The sequence below is a fragment of the Thalassospira sp. MCCC 1A03138 genome (assembly GCF_002115785.1).
Classification (GTDB): domain Bacteria; phylum Pseudomonadota; class Alphaproteobacteria; order Rhodospirillales; family Thalassospiraceae; genus Thalassospira.
This window is the reverse complement of sequence record NZ_JFJY01000007.1, coordinates 268869-290023: the sequence shown is the minus strand read 5'-3', so window position 1 is coordinate 290023 and position 21155 is coordinate 268869. Positions and strand designations below refer to the sequence as shown.

At 55.6% G+C, this 21155-nt stretch carries 20 protein-coding genes; 12 read left to right on the top strand and 8 right to left on the bottom strand.

Annotation, left to right across the window (positions count from 1 at the left end; all coding sequences use genetic code 11):
- Positions 1–487: 487 nt before the first annotated feature.
- Positions 488–832, top strand: a complete 345-nt coding sequence (locus TH468_RS21935; RefSeq protein WP_246832360.1) for a hypothetical protein — start codon at positions 488–490, stop codon at positions 830–832.
- Here TH468_RS21935 and TH468_RS15880 read toward each other — a convergent pair.
- Positions 821–1639, bottom strand: coding sequence for a hypothetical protein (locus TH468_RS15880; protein ID WP_085645587.1), 819 nt, complete (start codon positions 1637–1639; stop codon positions 821–823). The two genes, TH468_RS21935 and TH468_RS15880, sit on opposite strands and share 12 nt — an antisense overlap.
- 146 nt (positions 1640–1785) lie before the next feature.
- Between TH468_RS15880 and TH468_RS15875 the strand changes: the two genes are divergently transcribed.
- From TH468_RS15875 to TH468_RS15855, 5 genes are all read left to right on the top strand, one after another.
- Positions 1786–2232 (top strand): SRPBCC family protein, encoded by a 447-nt coding sequence (locus tag TH468_RS15875; RefSeq protein WP_085645586.1) that lies wholly within the window; start codon positions 1786–1788, stop codon positions 2230–2232.
- Complete coding sequence (locus tag TH468_RS15870) at positions 2219–2578, top strand: helix-turn-helix transcriptional regulator (RefSeq protein WP_007088870.1); 360 nt, start codon at positions 2219–2221, stop codon at positions 2576–2578. Before TH468_RS15875 ends, TH468_RS15870 begins: the two co-directional genes overlap by 14 nt.
- Positions 2579–2722: 144 nt before the next feature.
- Positions 2723–3271: a biotin transporter BioY gene (locus tag TH468_RS15865; protein WP_085645585.1), complete on the top strand. Its 549-nt coding sequence runs from the start codon at positions 2723–2725 to the stop codon at positions 3269–3271.
- A 74-nt stretch (positions 3272–3345) separates the two neighbouring features.
- A complete protein-coding gene (locus TH468_RS15860) occupies positions 3346–4020 on the top strand; it encodes an energy-coupling factor ABC transporter ATP-binding protein (protein WP_085645584.1) in 675 nt (224 codons plus the stop codon).
- Complete coding sequence (locus TH468_RS15855; RefSeq protein WP_085645583.1) at positions 4017–4619, top strand: energy-coupling factor transporter transmembrane protein EcfT; 603 nt, start codon at positions 4017–4019, stop codon at positions 4617–4619. Before TH468_RS15860 ends, TH468_RS15855 begins: the two co-directional genes overlap by 4 nt.
- A 103-nt stretch (positions 4620–4722) precedes the next feature.
- Here TH468_RS15855 and fghA read toward each other — a convergent pair whose 3' ends face one another.
- Positions 4723–5580: an S-formylglutathione hydrolase gene (gene fghA, locus TH468_RS15850; RefSeq protein ID WP_085645582.1), complete on the bottom strand. Its 858-nt coding sequence runs from the start codon at positions 5578–5580 to the stop codon at positions 4723–4725.
- A gap of 73 nt (positions 5581–5653) precedes the next feature.
- A complete protein-coding gene (locus TH468_RS15845) occupies positions 5654–6778 on the bottom strand; it encodes an S-(hydroxymethyl)glutathione dehydrogenase/class III alcohol dehydrogenase (protein ID WP_085645581.1) in 1125 nt (374 codons plus the stop codon).
- A 101-nt stretch (positions 6779–6879) separates the two neighbouring features.
- Between TH468_RS15845 and TH468_RS15840 the strand changes: the two genes are divergently transcribed.
- Both TH468_RS15840 and TH468_RS15835 read left to right on the top strand, forming a co-directional pair.
- The gene (locus tag TH468_RS15840) at positions 6880–7755 is read left to right on the top strand and encodes a LysR substrate-binding domain-containing protein (RefSeq protein WP_085645580.1); all 876 of its coding nucleotides are present in this window, start codon (positions 6880–6882) and stop codon (positions 7753–7755) included.
- 120 nt (positions 7756–7875) lie between these two features.
- A complete protein-coding gene (locus TH468_RS15835; RefSeq protein ID WP_085645579.1) occupies positions 7876–9138 on the top strand; it encodes a family 16 glycosylhydrolase in 1263 nt (420 codons plus the stop codon).
- 105 nt (positions 9139–9243) lie between these two features.
- On the opposite strand, the gene TH468_RS15830 is transcribed toward TH468_RS15835, so the two are convergent.
- Both TH468_RS15830 and TH468_RS15825 read right to left on the bottom strand, forming a co-directional pair.
- On the bottom strand, positions 9244–10029 hold the full coding sequence (locus TH468_RS15830; RefSeq protein WP_085645578.1) for a 3-hydroxybutyrate dehydrogenase: 786 nt from the start codon (positions 10027–10029) through the stop codon (positions 9244–9246).
- Between the two features lie 81 nt (positions 10030–10110).
- Positions 10111–11721 carry a sigma-54-dependent transcriptional regulator gene (locus TH468_RS15825; RefSeq protein WP_085645577.1) on the bottom strand — a complete coding sequence of 537 codons (1611 nt, stop codon included), beginning with the start codon at positions 11719–11721 and terminating at the stop codon, positions 10111–10113.
- 224 nt (positions 11722–11945) lie between these two features.
- Here TH468_RS15825 and TH468_RS15820 point away from each other — a divergent pair, with 224 nt between their 5' ends.
- The 4 genes from TH468_RS15820 to TH468_RS15805 all read left to right on the top strand — a co-directional run bounded on the left by TH468_RS15820 (position 11946) and on the right by TH468_RS15805 (position 18680).
- On the top strand, positions 11946–13163 hold the full coding sequence (locus TH468_RS15820) for a methionine gamma-lyase (protein WP_062951202.1): 1218 nt from the start codon (positions 11946–11948) through the stop codon (positions 13161–13163).
- Between the two features lie 651 nt (positions 13164–13814).
- On the top strand, positions 13815–16199 hold the full coding sequence (locus TH468_RS15815) for a transketolase (RefSeq protein WP_085645576.1): 2385 nt from the start codon (positions 13815–13817) through the stop codon (positions 16197–16199).
- Between the two features lie 175 nt (positions 16200–16374).
- Positions 16375–17304: a calcium/sodium antiporter gene (locus TH468_RS15810; protein ID WP_085645575.1), complete on the top strand. Its 930-nt coding sequence runs from the start codon at positions 16375–16377 to the stop codon at positions 17302–17304.
- Between the two features lie 230 nt (positions 17305–17534).
- Positions 17535–18680: an HPP family protein gene (locus tag TH468_RS15805; protein WP_085645574.1), complete on the top strand. Its 1146-nt coding sequence runs from the start codon at positions 17535–17537 to the stop codon at positions 18678–18680.
- Between the two features lie 18 nt (positions 18681–18698).
- Here TH468_RS15805 and TH468_RS15800 read toward each other — a convergent pair whose 3' ends face one another.
- From TH468_RS15800 to TH468_RS15790, 3 genes are all read right to left on the bottom strand, one after another.
- Complete coding sequence (locus TH468_RS15800) at positions 18699–19397, bottom strand: MarC family protein (protein WP_246832359.1); 699 nt, start codon at positions 19395–19397, stop codon at positions 18699–18701.
- A gap of 175 nt (positions 19398–19572) precedes the next feature.
- Positions 19573–19845 carry an HNH endonuclease gene (locus tag TH468_RS15795; RefSeq protein WP_085645572.1) on the bottom strand — a complete coding sequence of 91 codons (273 nt, stop codon included), beginning with the start codon at positions 19843–19845 and terminating at the stop codon, positions 19573–19575.
- 91 nt (positions 19846–19936) lie between these two features.
- Positions 19937–20833, bottom strand: coding sequence for a M48 family metalloprotease (locus TH468_RS15790; RefSeq protein WP_085645571.1), 897 nt, complete (start codon positions 20831–20833; stop codon positions 19937–19939).
- Between the last annotated feature and the right edge of the window lie 322 nt (positions 20834–21155).

The following is a 21155-nucleotide window of genomic DNA, read 5'->3' as shown; positions in this document are numbered from 1 at the left end:
GCCTTGAGCCTCGCGGGTTTTTGCGTTTGGGGGCGGATTAAAGAGGTGATCAGGATGCAGCGGCAAAGATTAAGGCAGGGTGGCGGGGTACTCCGCAGGATACGGGGCGGCGGATGGCGGGGCCATTATGGCGGCATTCTGCCCGAGGACTAAGGCAGAGGATTAAGGGGACTAACCCGGTCATTTGTCATGACGGGAGAGGTGCGTCTTGTTGGAGAGGGAGTGTTGAATTTGCCGGGAGCGGCAGTAATGGCAGCAGCCGGCAGCGGTGATCTGTGACCCGCCGATGGTGGACAGGTGGGGGCCAAGAACCCGAAGTTTGTCCGGACCTCGGCGGTTAGCGGAAAGTACCGACATTGCCGAAAGTGACCGGAGCGGGCCGTGAGCCCGAGGTGGTTTGTTGGCGAGGATGGCAGACGCCCGAGGTGTATCCGGGCTTCATCGGTTGCCGGAAATATCGACATGCCGGGAGTGATTGGAGGGGGCCGTGGGCCGTGGTGGCCTGTTTGGCGAGGCTGGTGGTGGCATGAGGTCCGATTTGTTGGTGATCAGCAAAACCGATCTCGCACTGCTTGTCGACGCCAATCTGGGGGTGATGGACCCCGATGCTAAAAAGTGCGTGGTTACCCGTCCGTTCCTGTTTACCAATCTCAAGGTCATGGATGACCTTGAAGACGTCAAGAATTTCATCATAGAGACAGGGGGGAGCATCAATCCGCCGTGTCCTGATATGGGGATACAGGGCACAAGCTGCGCGGGCTTTGCCAGTTGCACTGACCCAAGGATAACGGGATCAGCAAGCGGGCCTGCTTTATTCTTATCACATTTGTAAGTTTGATCGTTTTATATCGGGTTTGTTGCCGAAGATTAACATCCCGGGCTGGTAATGATAATTGTGAGTGAGAAATACGTCTTCATACTGGTCGTCTTCGTAATGGATACGTTCGCCAGCTGTATCGCGGCCTTGGTAGCTGCCTCTTACCATCCCGCAGCGGTGAAACAACCAAGAATAAGTATTTGATTTATCTTTGAAATATTCCACAATTCTTTGAATGTTTTTCCGGTTTTTTGCCTCAAATCGATCTTTGCTGATTTTTTCTTCAAGGCTGTAGAAGGCGCAGCAGAAATATATCGTCTCATACCGGAAGGCTCCGCTAATATCGTACGCCTCTACAATTTTCAATAGTTTATCTATGTCTAATTTTATTGATGAAAAACTGGATAATGATTTTTTTGCTTCTATTATTAGAATTCTATCTTTTGAAGTGGTGTCAATAATTGATAAATCAAATCTTTGGGAATTAATTGAGCCAAATTTTATTTGGTTAATTGATGAAGCGGCTGTTTTAATTCTTTTTGGAGTGGTTCGTGTTTTGCTTCTTCTGTTGTGTATATCGCAAATGGCATAAATTTTTGGTGTTTTCTTAAGGTCCCGTGCTAGAGGCTCTAATTCAACAATGCGTTCTCCGCTTGCAGTGTGTTTTGAAAACTCGTGAGCAAGATTGACTGATATTAGATACTCTGGTTTGATTTTTGGGTTCTCTTCGATAGATTTTGCAATACCTTGAAACTTAATACTGTCACGGAGGGACTTATCTATCGCAGTTCTGACAGTATCAACAATTTCCTTTGTATTCATTTGATGAGCTCCCCTAGGGAAAGTTGTAAAACTATGGCCAAGAGGATGCATTAAGTTGTTGCTTTAGGGTAGAAATTATTGCGCAACTTTTTAGTTGCATATCAAGATGCTGGGTGCCATATTAAATGCAACCGGGAGGTTGCTTAATGACCAATAGCATTGAAAAGAAAATCGAGATCAACGCACCGCGCCAGCGTGTCTGGACGGCCTTGACGGATCACAGGCAATTCGGAACATGGTTTGGTGTGAATATCAAAGATGCCTTTGTCGTCGGGCAGGTTTCAAATGGCCAGATCACGATTGAAGGTTTCACGCATGTGAAATGGCAATCGACCATCAAGGCGATGGAGGAACCAGCCTATTTTGCCTATACGTGGCATCCCTATGCGATTGAGCCGGATGTGGATTACAGCAGGGAGCCGGAAACACTTGTCGAATTCTGGCTGGAAGAAAAGGCGGGTGTGACACGGGTGACCGTGCGTGAAACCGGCTTTGACAAACTGCCTGCACATCGTCTTTCGGCTGCCTTGCAGGCCAACACAAATGGCTGGGCGTTCCAGTTGGAAAATATCAGGAAATATGTCGAAAACTGAAAATCACATGCCGGGATCTGGTGGTGATCCGGGTTTTGCCGAAATCTTTGCCGCTTTGGGCGATCCGACCCGACTGGCGATTTTTGATCGGCTATCGGATGGGCAGGCACGGTCAATCGCATCGCTTTCCAATGATGCGGACATGACCCGGCAGGCGGTGACGAAACATTTGCGCGTGCTTGAGATGGCGGGGCTGGTTGAAAGTCATCGGATCGGCCGCGAAAGCCGATATGCTTTTTGCCCGGATCGGTTGGCCCTTGCACGTGCGTGGCTTGACCATGTTGCGGGGCGCTGGGATTCTGCGCTGATGCGGCTTAAATCCTTTGCCGAACAAAGCAGCGATTAATCCGCGACAAGTTTCTGAAACCGAAAACCTATCAGGCGATGCTGATCCTGTCCTGATGGGAATGAAGCGTCATTTTGCTTGGCGGTCTGCGGTTTTGGCGCTATCCCTTCGCCGGGGAGAACGGGAAGGAAGGATCGTAAAATCATGAACACCAAAGATATCGTCTATATCGCGCTATTCGCGGCTGTGACCGCTGTGTTTGGGCTGTTTCCACCCATCACCCTGCCGATTACCGGCGTGCCGGTGACCGCGCAATCATTGGGGCCGATGCTGGCCGGGGCGATTTTGGGGGCGCGTCGTGGCGGGCTTTCGATCCTGCTGTTTGTTGTGCTGGTTGCGCTTGGCCTGCCGCTTTTGTCGGGTGGTCGCGGTGGTTTTGGCGTTTTTCTGGGGGCGACGGGCGGCTTTATCGTTGGCTGGGTGATTTCGGCCTTTGTGATCGGCCTGCTGATTGAAAAATTCTGGGACAGCCTGCATATCTTTAACGCGGCATTGTCGATTGCGGTTGGCGGGATTGTTGTTCTGTATGCGATTGGCAATCTTTGGGTCAGCATCGTTGTTGATGTCAGTTACTGGCAGGCGACCGTCGGGGCCGCACCGTTCCTGATTGGCGATGTGATCAAGGTTGCGATTGCGACGGCGGCCTGCCTTGCCGTGCGCCGTGCCTATCCCTTGATTTCCAGGGCACGCTAGGTTTTGATGAGGCGCGGTCATCAGATCGCGCCTTTTGCTGTTGTTCCCTGTCTGAAATTTTGCGCCGGGTGCCGATGATCACGCTTGAAAATGTCACCGTGGAATTTGATCAGCGTCGCGTGCTTGACGATATTTCACTGTCACTTTCCGAAAAGCGGATCGGGATCGTCGGGGCCAACGGATCGGGCAAAAGCACGTTTGTCCGGCTTCTGAACGGGCTTCAGGTGGCATCGTCGGGGACTGTGCGTGTCGATGATTTCGATGCCGCCAAGGACGGGCGCAAACTGCGCCGTCATGTCGGTTTTGTTTTTCAGAACCCGGATAACCAGATCGTCTATCCGGTGGTCGAGGAAGACATCGCCTTTGGCCTGAAGGCGCTTAAGCTGCCAAAGGACGAGATTGACCGTCGTATTGACGAGGTTCTTGCGCGATATGGCCTGTCGGAATTTCGCAATCATCCCAGTCATTTGTTAAGCGGGGGCCAGAAACAGCTTCTGGCGATTTCCGGTGTGCTGGTGATGGCGCCGCGTTACGTCATCTTTGATGAGCCGACCACCTTGCTTGACCTGCGCAATCGCAACCGGGTTGAACGCGCGATTGCCGAGCTGGATCAGACCGTCATCACCGTTTCCCATGATCTTGATCTGATTGCCGGTTATGACCGGGTGCTGGTGTTTGAAAATGGCCGCATCGCCTGTGACGATGTCCCGGCGATCGCCATTCCCCGCTATCGGGAGATGATGGCGTGATTGCCGGACTTTACATCGATGGCAATTCCGCCCTGCACCGGGCGGCAGCCGGGTTAAAGGTGCTGGCCCTTGTGCTGCTGGGGACCGGTGTTTTTCTGATCCCTGACTGGCCGGTTCTGGCGGTGCTGCTGGTGACGGTTTTTATCCTGTATCCGGCTTCGGGTTTTGGCCCCCGCATCCTTTGGGCGCAGATCAGGCCGATATTGTGGCTGCTGGCGCTGTTCTTTGCCGTGCAGCTTTGGCTCAATGACTGGCAGGCGGGGCTTGTGGTGATTTTCCGGCTGGCCGCGATTGTTAGCTTCGCCGGGCTTGTGACCCTGACGACCAGAACATCCGACATGCTGGCCGCGCTGGAGCGAGCGATGAAGCCGCTGGCGCGGTTTGGGGTTAACCCGGAAAAGGTCAGTCTGGCCTTTTCGATGGTGCTGCGCTTTATCCCGGTGATTGCGCAAATCGGTCATGAAATCCGCGATGCGCAACGCGCGCGCGGGCTTGATAAATCGGTGCTGGCGCTTGTGGTGCCGTTGATCATTCGCACGCTTAAAACGGCGGATGACGTGGCCGATGCCATTGATGCGCGCAGCTTTGACCCGGATTGATCCAATCCCGTATCTTCAAAAAAAGACCCGGCACGCCTACAGGGACGAGGCGCGTGCCGGGTGAAAACCGCTTGGGTGCGGGTTCTGATGCGGTTAGCTGATCTCAGGCGATACCAAGATGCCATGCGTGGAAACGCAGATGGTCTTCGATAAAGCTCGCGATGAAGTAATAGCTGTGGTCGTAGCCTTCCTGCATGCGCAGGTTCAGCGGATAACCGGCGTGGCTTGCCGCGGCAAAAAGCGTATCGGGTTTAAGCTGTTCGGCAAGGAAGCCATCGGCATCGCCCTGATCGACAAGGGCGGGGGTTTGCATATCCCTGGCGGTGGCGGCCTTCATCAGTTCCGAGCTGTCCCACTGTTTCCAGACGGATTTGTCATCACCGAGATAATTGCCAAGCGCCTTCTGGCCCCACGGGCAATTGATCGGGTTTGAAATCGGGGAAAAGGCCGTCACGGATTTGAACATGCCCGGATTTTTAAGCGCAATCATCAGCGCACCGTGCCCGCCCATCGAATGGCCGGAAATCACCGCATCATCGGAAATCGGGAAATGATCGCGGACAAGGGCCGGAAGTTCTTTGGTCACGTAATCATACATGCGGTAATTGCGTGCCCACGGTTCCTGCGTCGCGTTGACGTAAAAACCGGCCCCCTTGCCGAAATCATAGGCTTCTTCTTCGTCATCGGGCACATGGTCGCCGCGCGGGCTGGTGTCGGGGGCGACGATGGCAATGCCAAGTTCGCTTGCGATGCGAAACGCGCCGGCCTTCTGCATGAAGTTTTCATCCGTGCAGGTCAGTCCCGATAGCCAGTACATCACCGGCACACGGTTGCCCTTGCCCGCCTGACGCGGCAGGAAGATGGCAAACCGCATATCACAGCCCAGCACATCGGACCGATGGGTATATTGTTTGTGCCAACCGCCAAACACCTTGTTGCTGGACGAATTTTCAATGCCCATTTTATTCTCCCGTTCGCCCGCCTTGCCGGAATTTTACCGGCAAGACGGGATTTTCGTATGAAGCCAGATAGTCTTAGTAATGAATGACCGAACGGATGCTTTCGCCTTCATGCATCAGGTCGAAAGCTTCGTTGATGTCTTCAAGCTTCATGGTGTGGGTGATGAAATCGGACAGTTTGAATTCGCCCTTGAGGTAGCGTTCGACATAATCGGGCAGTTGCGACCGGCCCTTGACCCCGCCAAAGGCGGTGCCGCGCCAGACGCGACCGGTGACAAGCTGGAACGGACGGGTCGAAATTTCCTGACCGGCACCGGCGACACCGATGATCACCGACTCCCCCCAACCCTTGTGGCAGCATTCAAGGGCGGAACGCATCACATTGACATTGCCGATGCATTCAAAGCTGTATTCAACGCCGCCATCGGTCATCTCAACGATGACGTCCTGGATCGGTTTGTCGAATTTTTGCGGGTTGATGGTGTCGGTCGCGCCAAGCTGTTTGGCGAGTTCGAATTTCTTTTCGTTGATATCAATGGCGATGATGCGGCTGGCACCCGCCATTTTGCAGCCGATGATGGCCGAAAGGCCGATGCCGCCGAGACCGAAAATCGCAACGCTATCGCCCGGTTTGACCTTGGCCGCGTTGGTGGCGGCCCCCATGCCGGTGGTGACACCGCAACCCAGCAGGCAGACTTCTTCAAGCGGGGCGGTTTTGTTGACCTTGGCAATCGAGATTTCCGGCAGAACCGTATATTCCGAGAAGGTCGAGCAGCCCATATAGTGATAGATCGGCTTGCCATTCTGCGAGAAGCGCGTGGTGCCATCGGGCATAAGTCCCTTGCCCTGGGTGGCGCGGATTTTCTGGCACAGGTTGGTTTTGCCCGATTTGCAGAATTTGCATTCGCCGCATTCCGGGGTGTAAAGCGGGATCACATGATCGCCGACCGCAACGCTGGTGACACCTTCGCCGATTGATTCAACAATCCCGCCGCCTTCATGGCCAAGGATGGCGGGGAAAATGCCCTCGGGATCGTCGCCCGACAGGGTAAAGGCATCGGTATGGCAAACGCCGGTGGCAACGATGCGCACACGGACTTCGCCGGCCTTGGGCGGGGCGACCTGAACTTCTTCAATCGATAGCGGCTTGCCCGCTTCCCAGGCAATGGCGGCTTTGCAGGTAATGGTTTGGGCGCTCATGTCGCTCCTCCGGCTTGAATGATTTACTGCCAACAGTGTATTTATTTCCCCTGATCTGATAATCCGGTATTTCGGTAAATGACTTTTACGGTGGTGTAATAATGAATGCGTGGGACGGGATCAGCGAATTCGTTGCCGTGACGGAACGCAAAAGCTTTACGGCGGCGGCCAAGCAGCTTGGCATTTCCGTGGCCCAGGTCAGCCGCCAGATCACCGCGTTGGAAGAAAAGCTTGGCGTGCAGTTGTTTTACCGCACCACGCGCAAGGTCAGCGCGACCGAAGCCGGGCAGGTTTATTACCAGCATTGCCGACAGTTGCTGGATGGCTTGCAGGATGCGGAACGCGCAATCGGTACCCTGACACAGGTGCCGCGCGGCAAGCTTAAACTGACCGCGCCGACAACCTACGGCGAAACCGTGATTGCGCCGCTGGTCAATGATTTCGTCGCGCGCTATCCGGAGCTTGAAGTCCAGTGCCGCTTTACCAACCAGAAACTTGATCTGGTGCTGGAAGGTTATGACATGGCGATCCGGCTTGGGCGGCTTGATGGCACGACCGGCAGTCTGATGAGCCAGCAGCTTTCAACCCGACGCCTTTATGCCTGTGCGTCGCCAGCCTATCTTTCCAAACGTGGCGAGCCGCATTCTCTTTCGGAGCTTGCGCGCCATAACTGCCTTGTCGGGACGCTGGATTACTGGCGGTTTGAAGAAGATGGCCGGGAACGCACCATCCGCATTCATGGCTCGATCCACGCCAATAGCGGGCAGGCGCTTTTGGATGCCGCGCTAAAGGGCATCGGCATTGTCCAGTTGCCGGATTATTACGTCGATCCGTGGATCGCCAGCGGTGATCTGATCCCGGTCCTGTCGAAATTCCAGCCGACGGATGAAGGCATCTGGGCGCTTTACCCGACCAACCGGCACCTTAGCCCCAAGATACGGATGCTGGTGGAGCATTTGGGGCGGTATTTAAGCTAGGGCATTGTTGTTTCGCGTTTTGCGAGAATAAATACATTTACCTAATATTTAAAAGATGCAACTCTGGCGCGATCAAGGTGATGGTTTGCTTCACCAAAATCGGTCTTGGGGGATGTTTTAATGGGAAGTTGTGCGAAGATAAGTGTTGCCGGGGTATTATTGGCCCTTGGATTTCTTTCGGGCTGTCAGACTTGGCAGCAAGTTTACGTTGATGATTACAGTTATCCCACGACATCGCCGCTCAATGAAAAATTCAATACGTGGTTCTGGCGGGAGGACGCGGTGGGCGTTCATGCGTTTAACCATGTTGATGTCAACGCCCCGGTAGATGGCTGCACGGCGGACGCGCCCTGTGTCAAGTTGACCGCACCTATTTATGCCCCACCAGCCGGGCAGAATGCGCCCTATATCAATGCGGAAATGTATAACAATTCATGTGTGCGTCAGGGGCCGGGGCATCCTGCAAAGCAGCCCTATGATCGGTTGCTGGATCCGGTAAACCCATTGCTGCAGTCGATTTCCTTTGTGTCGCCGACGGAATTGCATGCGGGAATCACGAAATATTGCCATATGCCCTATCCATATCGGGAGGGTTCCAGCACCGCTTATCCGGCCCCCTACGCGAAGGATGGCTGGAATACAACGACAACAGCCGACATTGCCCATAACTATCTTGCCCTGATTGCCGATAAGGAAGCGGATTGGAAATGGTATCGCGATGTCGGGTTCAATAACCCCTATGTCGCCAATGAACAGACAGCAAGCCGCCTTGACATGCGCATCAAGGTCACCGGCACTGATGGCGGCAGCCGCGGCTGGGGTTATTGGAACACCACCATGAACCCGCTTGTCATGCAATTTGCCTGGTTCATGGAAATCACCACCTTGAAAAACCCCGACGCCAGCAGCGATCCGGAATTTGACAACACCGTCTGGATGATGACGGTCAAGGGTGGGGATTCAGATGCGGCGGGGTTCTGCGTCACGGCTCTGGAGCCAGAAGTCGCAAGCATCTATGACTGGCATGATTACACCATCGAATGGCGCGAAGACGCTGTTCAATATCTGGTTGATGGCAAGGTTATGGCGACACATTCAAGTTATGTCCCGGATCGTAATCTGGCCTTCCACAACTGGGTGGACAATCGCAATTACGCGAGCAGCGGGCCTGCGAACTACGCCCTGACAATCGAGAAAAGTAACCGGATCAATCGGTTCCTTGTTTCTGAAATGGCGGGATCAAATGCGTTTGTGGAGGCGGCTGCGGAAGGGGCAAGTGTAACCACCTGCAAAAGCTTTGCCTCGTTGCTTGGCACAGATGTCCTGCCGGGTTCGAGCGACCTGAAAAAGGTGATTTCGGCTGTGGTCTCGGCCTATGAATGATCGTGCCGTTGCCAAATAAGGTTTTAGTTATTCGAAAAGAAAAGGTGCAGGCATTTGACCTGCACCTTTTTGTTTTACGTCGCTTTGGGCAGGTTGAAGGGTGGCTTACTGCGCCGTCCAGCCACCATCAACCGACATATGCGTACCGGTCATCTGTGATGCGGCGTCCGAGCACAGGAACAGGGCGGTCTGGCCGATCTGTTCGGGGGTGACGAACTGTTTGGACGGGTGTTTGTCCGAGACCAGATTGGTTGCGGCCTGCTCGACGGAAATGCCGCCTTCCTTGGCCTTGGCTTCGATCTGGCGTTCGACCAGTTCGGTGCGGACCCAGCCCGGACAGATTGAATTGGCGGTGATGCCGCTTTCGGCGGTTTCAAGGGCTGTGACCTTGGTCAGGCCCATGATGCCGTGCTTGGCCGCGACATAGGCGGCCTTCTGGACCGATGCGACCAGACCGTGCGCGGAGGCGGTATTGATGATCCGGCCCCAGTTTTTCTTTTTCATGTTCGGCAGGGCAAAGCGCGTCGTGTGAAAGGCCGAGGTCAGGTTGATCGCGATGATCGCATCCCATTTTTCCGGCGGGAAATCTTCGATCAGGGCGGTGTATTGGATGCCGGCATTGTTGATCAGGATATCGGCACCGCCACCGAATTTTGCGGCGGCATCTTTCATCATCGCTTCGATCTGGTCGGGTTTGGAGAGGTCCGCGCCGTTGTAATGCGCGGTCACGCCAAACTCGGTTTCAAGCGATTTGCGGGTGGCCTCGATTTCGTCCTTGTCGCCAAAGCCGTTGAGCATGACATCCGCCCCGGCCCCTGCAAGGGCCTTGGCCATCGCAAGACCGATGCCGCTGGTGGATCCGGTAACAAGTGCGCATTTGCCTGTCAGCATGATGTTTCTCCCTGTGGGTGAGGAGTTGTTCCTCTTGTTAAGTTAGGTGGATCATGCCGCAATGCAACATGGGAGGCAAGATCAACCGGAAATGCCATATTTGCGAAGCTTGCGGGCAATCGCAGTGTGCGAGATTCCAAGCCGTTCGGCAAGCTTCCGCGAGCTTGGATAATCCGGGTAAAGGCGCATCAGCATTTCACGTTCGAGCATGTCCATCCCCTCGGCAAGGCTTCCTTGGGCGATGGCGGCATTGATCGGGTCGGTTGCGAGGGCAGTGGTTGCGGGATCGCGGGATGTTGCGGTTTCATCGGTGGCCGTGGCGGGCGGGTTGCTTGCGGTGGTGGTCAGGTCGCGTGCGGTCAGGATATCGCCATCCAGCAGGGCGACCGCCCGGAAAAGGGTGTTTTCCAGTTCGCGCACATTGCCGGGCCAATCGTGGCTGGCAAGCCAGGACAGGGCGTCCCTTGCGATATGGGGTGTGGGGCGTTCGGTTTGCTGGGCGGTGCGGGTGACGAAATAAAGCGCCAGTTCGGCAATATCTTCGCGCCGGTCGCGCAAGGGTGGCAGGGTGATGCCAAGGACGTTGAGGCGGAAATAAAGGTCTTCGCGGAATGTGCCGTCATGCGACATGGTTTCAAGGTCGCGGTTGGTCGCACTGATGATGCGGACATCAACCGCAATTTCATCCGTGCCACCGACGCGCCGGAACCGGCCATCCTGCAACACGCGCAGAAGCTTGGCCTGTAAATACGGTGTCAGTTCGCCGATTTCATCGAGAAACAATGTGCCGCCATCGGCCAGTTCCAGAAGCCCCGGCTTGCCACCGCGACGCGCACTGGTGAAGGCCCCGGCGGCATAGCCAAACAGTTCGCTTTCGGCCAGTCCTTCGGGCATGGCGGCACAGTTAAGTGCGAGAAACGGCTGATCGGCGCGGTTGCTCGCACGGTGGCAGGCGCGGGCAAAAAGTTCCTTCCCCGTGCCGGTTTCGCCCAGGATCAGAAGCGGGGCGTCGACCGATGCCAGGCGTTTTGCCTGTGCCTTTACCCGTGCCAGTACCTTGCTTTGGCCGATGATGTCGTCAAATCCGGTGTGGCTGCGGTCCTGAAGGGCGGTCATGACGCGGCCAAGGCGTGCGGCGCGGTGAAACACCATGACCCCGCCCCACGGTTCATCATCGGCGGCATCGGTGCCGTCATCGACATGGCCGATCGGTTCGACCTGTAGCAGATAGGTTTGCCCGCCCAGTGTGACTTCGCGTTCCGGCAGGCGGAAATGGCTTTGGCGCAGGTCATCAATATCCGGGTCGGTCAGGAAATCGGCCAGGGGCCGATCACGCAGCGGGGCATCGGGGGAGCCTGCGATGTTCTGGGCGGCGGGATTGGCCTGTGCGATCAGGCCGTTGGCATCCACCGCGATCACCGGATCGCCAAGGGCGGCAAGGGTTGCGTGCAATTGGGCGCGCCGGCGTTCGGTTGGCAGACGGTCAATCGGTTTGACGTCCTCAATGCCGGGTAGCTGCATCAAACGATGAGCCAGCAACGGAAAACGTTCCGGCCGGATTGCCGGGATATCGGCAAAGATATGGTGGGTCGTGACCTCAAAGGCGCGGATATCGAGTTTGAAATCCGCCAGCACATTGACGACGTCCCGCGTGATGCCGACCCTGTTTTCCCCGGTGATTTCAAAACGCATGGCTGTACCGAAATGTTTACACTGTAACGAAAACTATACAGTCGTAAGGGGCTGTTTTCCAGTGGTTTTGGTGGAATGTCGCGGTTGGTGAAGGTGTTTGTAAACTTAAGTTTACAGCTGATCTAAGGGCTGTGGCGCTAAGTAATTGAAATACAGGGGTTTTCAATTCTGGCATGGGCCTTGCGGAGATGACGGCAGAACACTTTAGATAACGGGAGCCTTTCATGTCTGATCCGCGTCACACCAAATCCGGTTTTGCCACCCGCGCCATCCATCATGGTTATGATCCGCAAAGCCATAATGGCGCGCTGAACCCGCCGGTTTACATGAGCTCCACCTTTGCATTTGAAACCGCAGAGCAGGGCGGGCGGATGTTTGCCGGTGAAGAGCAGGGCTTTATCTATTCGCGTATTGCCAACCCGACGCTGGCCCTTCTTGAAAGCCGTCTGGCGGTGCTTGAGGGTGGTGAAGCCGCCCTTGCAACCGCATCGGGCATGGGGGCGATTACGTCGGTCTTCTGGACATTCATTGCGCCGGGTGACGAGATCATTGTGGATCGCACGCTTTATGGCTGCACATTCGCCTATTTCCGTCACGGGCTGGAAAAATTCGGGATCAAGCATACCCATGTTGACCTGACCGATCCGAAGGAACTTGAAAAGGCGATCTCGGACAAAACCAAGATCGTTTATTTCGAAACCCCGGCCAACCCGAACATGCGTCTGGTCGATATCGAAGCCATTTCCGACATCGCGCATAAGCATGGTGCGAAGGTCGTGGTGGATAACACCTATTGCACGCCGTATCTGCAGCGCCCGATTGAACTGGGTGCCGATATTGTCGTGCATTCGGCGACCAAATATCTGGGCGGTCATGGGGATCTGATGGCCGGTGCGGTGATTGGCCGTGCGGAAGACCTTGAACAGGTCCGTCTTGTCGGCCTGAAAGACATGACCGGTGCGGTCCTGTCGCCGCAGGATGCCAATCTGGTGATGCGGGGGCTCAAGACGCTTGAACTTCGTATGGAACGCCATTGCGATAATGCGGAAAAAATCGCGGCCTTCCTTGAAAACCATCCGAAGGTCGAAAAGGTTTTCTATCCCGGTCTTGAAAGCTTTGCGCAATATGAACTGGCGAAAAAGCAGATGGCCCGCTTTGGCGGCATGATCGCGTTTGAACTTAAAGGCGGGATCGAAGAGGGCCGCAAGCTGATGAACGGTCTTAACATGATCACGCGCGCGGTCAGCCTTGGCGATGCCGAAACCCTGATCCAGCACCCGGCATCGATGACCCATTCGACCTATACGCCCGAAGAACGCGCCGAGTATCAGATCACCGATGGCCTGATCCGTCTGTCGGCGGGTCTTGAAAGCATCGACGATATTCTTGCCGATCTTGAACAGGCGCTTGATGGGGATCAGATGGCGATTGCCGCCGAATAATAGCCCGGCATTTTCAGGCATTTCCCGAACAAGGGAGGCGGACCGCACCCCCCGAACGATTTGCGGTCCGTATAAGGTTGCGCATGGCGTGGGTGCCGTTCCACGCCATGCGCCAACCGCCTTGGCGGGGTTAGAGCCTTTTCCGTTTAGATTGAAGCGATTTTGTTCGCGTTTGGCGAAAGGTTTTGCAAGGCACAGCGCGCAAGGGCGATGCGGGGCATCGTTCAAGCGGTGTAACGTAGCGAAACGTCGCCAAACCCGAACCCTTCGGGCCGGGACATTCTTCTGCCCCGCAGCGTCAAGGATCTTGACCGTAGCCCCGCTACGCTCTGCGATCCTTTCCTTGCAGGACAGAAGAATGCCTCCGGCAAAACGGTTCAATCTAAACGGAAAAGGCTCCAAGGCATCCCGAATCGGGGCTGCAAACAGCCAAAAACCCTTTCCGGGCCTGTGTGCCACATTCGACGAATTTCAAAAAACTTGCGTGGGCTGAACGAGGGTTTTTTGAAAGTTTCGTCAATCCTGCGATTTTTGTTGCTTTCGCTTGATTGGCGCTTCGTAGCAGCAAAAATACGCAAATCCATACCGAAATAAGGCGTGCGGCAATACCGGTGCAACCGGGCCGAAACGCCAGCGAGAGGCGAGATAAAGATGTCAGCACAAAACAGCACACCTGAAATTGGCGAAATGATCGAAGCAACCTCGACCGGGCGCGTGGCGGCCAAGGATCTTGAGATGCTGGGCCAGATTGAGAAAAAGGTGCGCTGGCTATCAAGCTGGACCATTCATAATGCCAACCATATCCGCCCGAAGCGCGATGGCATCAAGGTCGGCGGCCATCAGGCAAGCTGTGCATCGATGACCACATTGATGACGGCGCTTTATTTCAATGTCCTGCGCCCGCAGGACCGGGTTGCGGTCAAACCGCACGCATCGCCGGTTTTCCATGCGATCAATTATCTGTTTGGTCGCCAGACCAGGGAAAAGCTTGAAAACTTCCGCGGCTTTGGCGGTGCGCAATCCTATCCGTCGCGGACCAAGGATGGCGATGTTGTCGATTTTTCGACCGGGTCGGTCGGGCTTGGCGCGGCGGTGACCAATTTTGCGGCGCTTACGCAGGATTACCTGCGTTACAAGGATATGCTGCCGCGTGGCGAGCAGCCCGGTCGCATGGTTGCCCTTGTCGGTGATGCGGAGCTTGATGAAGGCAATATCTATGAGGCGCTTCTTGATACCTGGAAGCATGATATTCGCAATGTCTGGTGGGTGATCGATTACAACCGTCAAAGCCTTGACGGTATGATTGATGCGCATCTGTTCCGCGTGATCGGCCGGTTTTTCCGCGCCGTTGGCTGGAACGTGATCACCATCAAATATGGCCGCAAGCTGCATGATGCCTTTGCCAAGCCGGGTGGCAGGTCATTGAAAAAATGGCTGAACGAGGCACCGAATGATGTCTATTCCGCCCTGACCTTCCAGGGGGGGGCGGCATGGCGCAAACAGATCCTTGGCGATATGCCGGGCGACAATGCGCTGGCAAGTCTGCTTGGTGATTATGATGATGATGCCCTGCATGACCTGATGACCAATCTGGGCGGGCATTGCATGGAAGCGGTTTTGAATGCGTTTGATTCCGTTCCCAATGACAAGCCGACAATCTTTATCGCCTATACGGTCAAGGGTTATGCCACCCCGCTTCAGGGGCACAAGGACAACCATGCGGGCCTTATGAATGTGCCGCAGATGGATGCGTTCAAAAAACAGAACAATGTCCAGGACGGGCAGGAATGGGATTATGCTGCCGGTCTTGACGTGGCCGAGGACAAGGTGCGTGCCTATATCGATGCAGCACCGTTTAATGACGGCAAATCGCGCAAGAAGCTGGCAACCGTCATCGATATTCCCGAAATGCCCTATGCGCGGGTTGAGACATCAAGCACGCAGGAAGTTTTTGGCAAAATCCTGAACGAGCTTGCGAAACTGAAGGATAGCGATCTGGCGGACCGGATCGTCACCACATCGCCCGATGTGACGGTATCGACCAACCTTGGCGGGTTTGTGAACCAGCGCGGGTTGTTTGCGCGCGAAAATCTTGCCGATGAATTCCGTGAACGCAAGGTGCCCTCGGCCCAGAAATGGATCAGATCGCCCGAAGGTCAGCATGTCGAACTTGGCATTGCCGAAAACAACCTGTTTTTGAACCTGGCCGCCCTTGGCCTGTCGCACAGCCTGTTTGGCCAACGCCTGTTCCCGATTGGAACGCTTTATGATCCGTTCATTGCACGCGGCCTCGATGCGCTGAATTATGCCTGTTATCAGGATGCGCGTTTCATGGTTGTCGCAACACCAAGCGGCATCACGCTGGCGCCGGAAGGGGGGGCGCATCAGTCGATCTCAACCCCGATGATCGGCATGGGGCAGCCGGGCCTGACCAGTTTCGAGCCAAGCTTTGGCGACGAACTTGCGACCATCATGGGCTGGTCATTTGATCATCTGCAAAATCCCGATGGTGGATCGGTTTATCTGCGCCTGTCGACCAAACCGCTGGCACAGCCGGAACGTGATCTTTCCGATGCCACCAAATCCGAAATCGTATCGGGTGGTTACTGGCTGCGTGAACCGGGCGAGAATTGCAAAATGGCGATTGCCTATTGCGGCGCGATGGCCCCCGAAGCGATTGCTGCGTGGGAAAAACTTGAAGCCGATCATCCGGGGATTGGCTTGCTTGCCGTCACCTCGACCGACCGGCTTTATAACGAATGGCAGGATCTGGAACGGGCGCGCCTTGAAGGCAAATCGGATGGCCGCATGGCCCATATCGAAAACCTTCTGAAACCGCTGGCATCGGATGCGCGTCTTGTTACCGTGATTGATGGTCATCCGGCGGCATTGGCGTGGCTTGGTTCTGTCCGCGGTCACGCCGTCGCCCCGCTTGGCGTCAATGCGTTTGGCCAGTGCGGCGACAGCATTGATCTTTATAAATATTACCAGATCGATACCGATGCGATCATCCGCGCGACCAAGCGCTGGGATTGATATCCATCTGGAAATCTGCGTTAACGGCCGGGAAATTCCCGGCCGTTTTGCTTTGCGGACGGAAATGTAATCGGGGTCACTTGCGTAGGCCCTTGCGCTGGCCCCGGGGCGCACACACATCTGCGCGCTATATGCTGTGACAATATTGATCATTGGCGTTTTGGGGGCTTTGGTTATGGAATATCTGATGTTGCTGGCGGGCCTTGCCGGTCTGTTTTTCGGGGGCGAGGCGCTGGTGCGTGGCAGTGTCGGGATTGCGCAGCGTCTGGCGATGCCGCCGCTTCTGGTCGGTTTGACCGTGGTTGGCTTTGGCACATCGACCCCGGAATTGCTGGTTTCGGTTGATGCCGCGTTGCGCGGGGTTTCTGATATTGCGCTTGGCAATGTTGTGGGATCGAATATTGCCAATATTCTGCTGATCGTTGGTGTGTCGGCCCTTGTCTGGCCGATCCGGGTTTCTGGCGATACCCTGAAACGTGATACGGCGGTGATGATGGCGGCGGCCATTATCCTTGTGCCGATCTTTGCCTTCGGGATGATGGGGCGCGTTGCCGGTGGCATCCTGTTTGTATCGCTTGTTGCCTATCTTGTGTTTGCCTATCGCCAGTCGCGCAATGCGCCCAATGCGCCACTTGCCGATGAGGGTGATCTGCCGGTTCCCGCACGTGGCTTGTGGCTGTCGCTGATCTGGGTGATTGGCGGGCTGGTGGCGTTGATGTTTGGCGCGCGCTTCATGGTCGATGGGGCGGTAACGATTGCCCGGACCTTTGGCGTGTCCGAGGCGTTTATCGGGCTTACGGTCGTTGCGGTGGGCACATCCTTGCCGGAACTGGCGACCTCGTTAATCGCGGCGTTGCGAAAGCAGTCGGAAATTGCCATCGGCAATATCGTCGGATCGAACATTTTCAATATTCTGGGTATTCTTGGCCTGACCGCGATCATTACCCCGATCCCGGTTGCCAGCCGTTTCCTGACCTTTGATCTGCCGATCATGATCGCGGTATCGCTGGTCCTGACTTTGCTGCTGCGCCGTCAAACTATCGGGCGGGGGATCGGGATGGTGATGCTTGTCGCCTACGCCGGATATGTTCTGGCAGCGCAGTAAAATATTGCCAGCCAGCACGGGCGCGATCCGGGCTTTTGCGGGGCATTGCGATCAGGGGTCTTATTGGGAAAAGTTCGAAAGGAGGGCCGCGTGCCCTCCTTTTTGTTGGGGGATTTATCGGCTGCCGATATTGACGGGAATGCGAATTACAAATACTAGAAAAAATCGCATTTATAAAAAATTGAACGAGAATGAAATGTTCAATAACGGGCCGGAAATGAACCAATCCTATGAAACTTCGCAATTTTCGCGCGCTTTATCCGGCGATACCGGCCAGCACGCATAAGGAAGCCATCCGTGCCGGGTTCGGGGCACTGATCGGGCTGGGGATTGCCGGTTTTGTTCTGTCGTTCCTTGATCTGCATGCTGCCGGGCTTTATCTGATTGCGCCGTTTGGGGCGTCATCGGTGTTGCTGTTTGCCGTGCCAAACAGTCCGCTGGCGCAGCCGTGGTCGGCGATTGTTGGCAACTCTGTTGCTGCCCTTGCCGGGGTTGCGGTTTGTTATGTGATCCCTGATCCGGTTTTGCGGGTGGCGGTGGCGGTCGGGCTTGCCATTACCGTGATGATCGTTGCGCGGGCGGTTCATCCGCCGGGCGGGGCGGTTGCGATGGTTGTTGCGATGAACCCGGATATCGCGACCGAGCTTGGCTTTCGGTTTGCCCTGACACCGGTTGCGGCGATTACGGCCATTCTTGTTCTGACGGCAGTACTTTATGCCCGGGCAACGGGGCGGAAATATCCGCTGCGTCACTTCGATGACAAGGGGCCGTATCAGACAGCGGACCGTTCCCCGATTGAACGGCTTGGTCTGGACGAGGGGGAACTGAATACCATTTTGCAGCAATATCGCCAGTCGCTGAACCTTGGCGTCGAAGACCTTGCGCGCCTGATCGGGGCGGCTGAATTTCAGGTCGCGGCCCATCGCGCCGGGCCGATTACGGCAGGTCAGATCATGTCGCGCGATCTGGTGACGGTGAATGCCCAAACCCCGCTTAACGAGGTCGCCGACCTGTTCCGCCGTCACGGATTTACGTCACTGCCGGTCATTCAGGATGACGGACGTTTTATTGGGGTGATTTTCCAGATCCATCTGATCCGGCGTGCAACCGAAGACGCCCTTCGTCTGGATCGCGGTTTGCTGGCGTCGATGGCGCGCCTGATTGATCGCCGTCGCAATGTTCCGATCCGGGCCATCGAAATCATGTCGGTGACAGAGCCGCGGGCAACGGCGAATACCCCGATTGCCGCCTTGCTGCCATTGATGGCGAATGGGGCCTGTGATGCGGTTCCGGTGGTCGAAGATAACCGGATCATCGGCATTGTCACCCGAACCGACCTTATCGCCGCATTGGCTCATGCGGGGTTGAAGGGTTAGGCAACGTTCTGGTGCTGATCAGAAAAACGCCTGCTTGATGCCGTCGATGATGAACTGGATGGCAAGGGCGGCCAGGATCATGCCGAGCAGGCGGGAGATCACGGTCGCGACCGTCGGGCTCAGGCGTTTGGCAACCAGATTGGCCAGAAGGAACATGGTCAGCGCGCAGAGCATGACAAGGCCGACAACCGCGACGACGCTGACCTGCATTACCACGCTGTTTTCATATTTGCCCATCAGCAGCATCACGGTCGCGATGGAACCGGGACCGGCGAGGAACGGGATCGACATCGGGAAGATCGAAATGTCGTCGGGCTCGTCTTCGGCCTGTGCCGGTTTGGCGTCGGTGATCTGCTGATCAAGTTCGTGTTCTTCTTCAAGTTCCTGATGAACCTGTTCGGCGCGCTGGTTGCGTTTCTGGCTGCGGCGTTCAAACAGCATTTCAAGCGCGATCAGGAACAGAAGCGTTCCGCCGGCAATCCGGAAGGCCGGCATGTGAATGCCAAAGATGCCAAGCACGCTTTCGCCCACCACGGCAAAGGCCGCAAGGATCAGGAAGCTTGCGATACAGGCCCGGATCGCCATGCGGCGGCGATGTCTGGTATCGGTCCCCTGTGTCAGAACGATAAAGACCGGCACCAGCCCGATCGGATCGATGATCACAAATAACGTGACAAAGGCCGGGATCAGTTCGCTCAGCATGTCTAGGCTTGGCATCTGGTTTCCTTTGTCCGTTCGTAGGGTCAGGACCCTAAAGCTGATCGTTTGTCATAGTGCCAATTGCGACCAGATTTGTCGCCGCAAAACTGGGGCCGTATATCGGCCTGATCGCGCAAGGTAAACCTTTATGTCGGCTGCAAAATGCAATCGGCTGTTGTCGATTTTCGTGATTTTAACGGCTGCGGCGACGATTTCGCCCATACCGTCCGGCATTTTCCGGCCAGTCGACGTAATCAACGGGCTTTTTGCGTATCCATCGGATGAATGTCTGCATATCGGGATGGGGGATGATTTTTTCGGGTGTATTGAGATCGCGTGCCAGCGTCGCTTCATCAAACAGCCGATGGATCATGCGATGACAGACCCGGTGGAGCCATTCGGTATCCGTGCCGCCCTTTGATTTTGGCGTCCAGTGATGCCGGTCGACACTGTCGCCAGCGATCATGATCCGCCCGCAAATCGGGCAGAGACCAAGTTCCTAATCTGGCGTGGGCGATAGGGGCATGAAAGAAGCACGTCGTTATTGTCAGGTTTGGCTATTTTGTGCCGGGAGGTCGCCGGTTTTCAAAGAATTTCTGCCATGTGCCGGGTTTAAGGTCGCGCAATGCCCGGATGCGGGCGTTGACCGAGGGATGGGTATCAAGCAGGGATGGCGGTTGCGTGCTGCGATAAGGGATCAGGCGCAAACGGCGGCGATTGATCTGATCGATATGCAAAAGCGCGTCAATCATGTCTTCGGGGCCGTTCAGAAGGTCGCTGGCGCCGTGATCGGCAATGAATTCACGATCCCGGATCACGGCGCGCTGCAACAGGAAGCTTACGGTCGGGACCACGCCAAAGACAATGACCATCCAGGCCGGCGGATCAAAATCGCCAAAAATGAAAACCATCAATCCGAACAGGGCAATGGTCCATGTGGCCCGATACAGCACGTCGGTCATCAGAAGGATGCGCGTATCGCCGTGCCATGCGTGGGCAATTTCATGGGCCAGCAGGGCGCGCATCTGGCGCGGGGAAAGCGTATGAAGGGCATCATTTGAAATCGCGATGGTTGTTTCTTCGGCGGTGCCGGTGGTGATTGCATTCACCCCCTTGCCCGGCAGCAGGAAAAGCTTTGGCAGGTAATCAAGCCCCGCACGGCGCGCCAGCATCGCCGCCATTTCGTGAATGGCAGGGAAGGAAGCGGTATCAAGCGGACGGGCGCGCAACAATTTCATCAGGATTTCGGGGGATATCATCGGGGCAAGCACAAGCATCAGCGCAACGGCAATCGCGGCCGAAATTGCCATGGATAATCCACCGAGCATCCATGCGCAGGTCGCCAGAACCCCGGCCATACAGGCCATTAACGGGAAGGTGTGCGAATTGCCGCCCGGACTGATGGCAAGAAAGCGTTGCAGGAAGACAGGCAGGCTTGAGGGTTCGTTTTCCATGGGGTGTCCCGATTCTTTTTCCCTGACTTAAAAGGTATGTTTTTAGATGTTAAGGGCAAGGGTAACCTGCCCATGCCTTGCGATTGAGCCGAGAGTAAGCCAAACGCACGCCGCCTGATTTGAGTTGGCGCAATTCAAATCAGAAAAAGGAAGATTTCCAACAGGTTGTCGGTAATTCCGGCATGTCCGCCTGCGGGCGTGTTTTTTCGGATTCGCGGCAAAACGCAGCATTACGCAATGCCGGAACCAGCGTATTATTGCCCGCAAATCGTTGAAGTTCCTTAATTTGTTAACACATCCTTATATGTTGCCCTAGAATAGT

What these genes read in the sequence shown, in the direction of transcription:
- TH468_RS15880 (WP_085645587.1), bottom strand. Translation starts at nt 1,639, where the DNA reads ATGAATACAAAGGAAATTGTTGATACTGTCAGAACTGCGATAGATAAG.
- TH468_RS15875 (WP_085645586.1), top strand. Translation starts at nt 1,786, where the DNA reads ATGACCAATAGCATTGAAAAGAAAATCGAGATCAACGCACCGCGCCAG.
- TH468_RS15870 (WP_007088870.1), top strand. Translation starts at nt 2,219, where the DNA reads ATGTCGAAAACTGAAAATCACATGCCGGGATCTGGTGGTGATCCGGGT.
- TH468_RS15865 (WP_085645585.1), top strand. Translation starts at nt 2,723, where the DNA reads ATGAACACCAAAGATATCGTCTATATCGCGCTATTCGCGGCTGTGACC.
- TH468_RS15860 (WP_085645584.1), top strand. Translation starts at nt 3,346, where the DNA reads ATGATCACGCTTGAAAATGTCACCGTGGAATTTGATCAGCGTCGCGTG.
- fghA (WP_085645582.1), bottom strand. Translation starts at nt 5,580, where the DNA reads ATGGGCATTGAAAATTCGTCCAGCAACAAGGTGTTTGGCGGTTGGCAC.
- TH468_RS15845 (WP_085645581.1), bottom strand. Translation starts at nt 6,778, where the DNA reads ATGAGCGCCCAAACCATTACCTGCAAAGCCGCCATTGCCTGGGAAGCG.
- TH468_RS15840 (WP_085645580.1), top strand. Translation starts at nt 6,880, where the DNA reads ATGAATGCGTGGGACGGGATCAGCGAATTCGTTGCCGTGACGGAACGC.
- TH468_RS15835 (WP_085645579.1), top strand. Translation starts at nt 7,876, where the DNA reads ATGGGAAGTTGTGCGAAGATAAGTGTTGCCGGGGTATTATTGGCCCTT.
- TH468_RS15830 (WP_085645578.1), bottom strand. Translation starts at nt 10,029, where the DNA reads ATGCTGACAGGCAAATGCGCACTTGTTACCGGATCCACCAGCGGCATC.
- TH468_RS15825 (WP_085645577.1), bottom strand. Translation starts at nt 11,721, where the DNA reads ATGCGTTTTGAAATCACCGGGGAAAACAGGGTCGGCATCACGCGGGAC.
- TH468_RS15820 (WP_062951202.1), top strand. Translation starts at nt 11,946, where the DNA reads ATGTCTGATCCGCGTCACACCAAATCCGGTTTTGCCACCCGCGCCATC.
- TH468_RS15815 (WP_085645576.1), top strand. Translation starts at nt 13,815, where the DNA reads ATGTCAGCACAAAACAGCACACCTGAAATTGGCGAAATGATCGAAGCA.
- TH468_RS15810 (WP_085645575.1), top strand. Translation starts at nt 16,375, where the DNA reads ATGGAATATCTGATGTTGCTGGCGGGCCTTGCCGGTCTGTTTTTCGGG.
- TH468_RS15805 (WP_085645574.1), top strand. Translation starts at nt 17,535, where the DNA reads ATGAAACTTCGCAATTTTCGCGCGCTTTATCCGGCGATACCGGCCAGC.
- TH468_RS15800 (WP_246832359.1), bottom strand. Translation starts at nt 19,397, where the DNA reads ATGCCAAGCCTAGACATGCTGAGCGAACTGATCCCGGCCTTTGTCACG.
- TH468_RS15795 (WP_085645572.1), bottom strand. Translation starts at nt 19,845, where the DNA reads ATGATCGCTGGCGACAGTGTCGACCGGCATCACTGGACGCCAAAATCA.
- TH468_RS15790 (WP_085645571.1), bottom strand. Translation starts at nt 20,833, where the DNA reads ATGGAAAACGAACCCTCAAGCCTGCCTGTCTTCCTGCAACGCTTTCTT.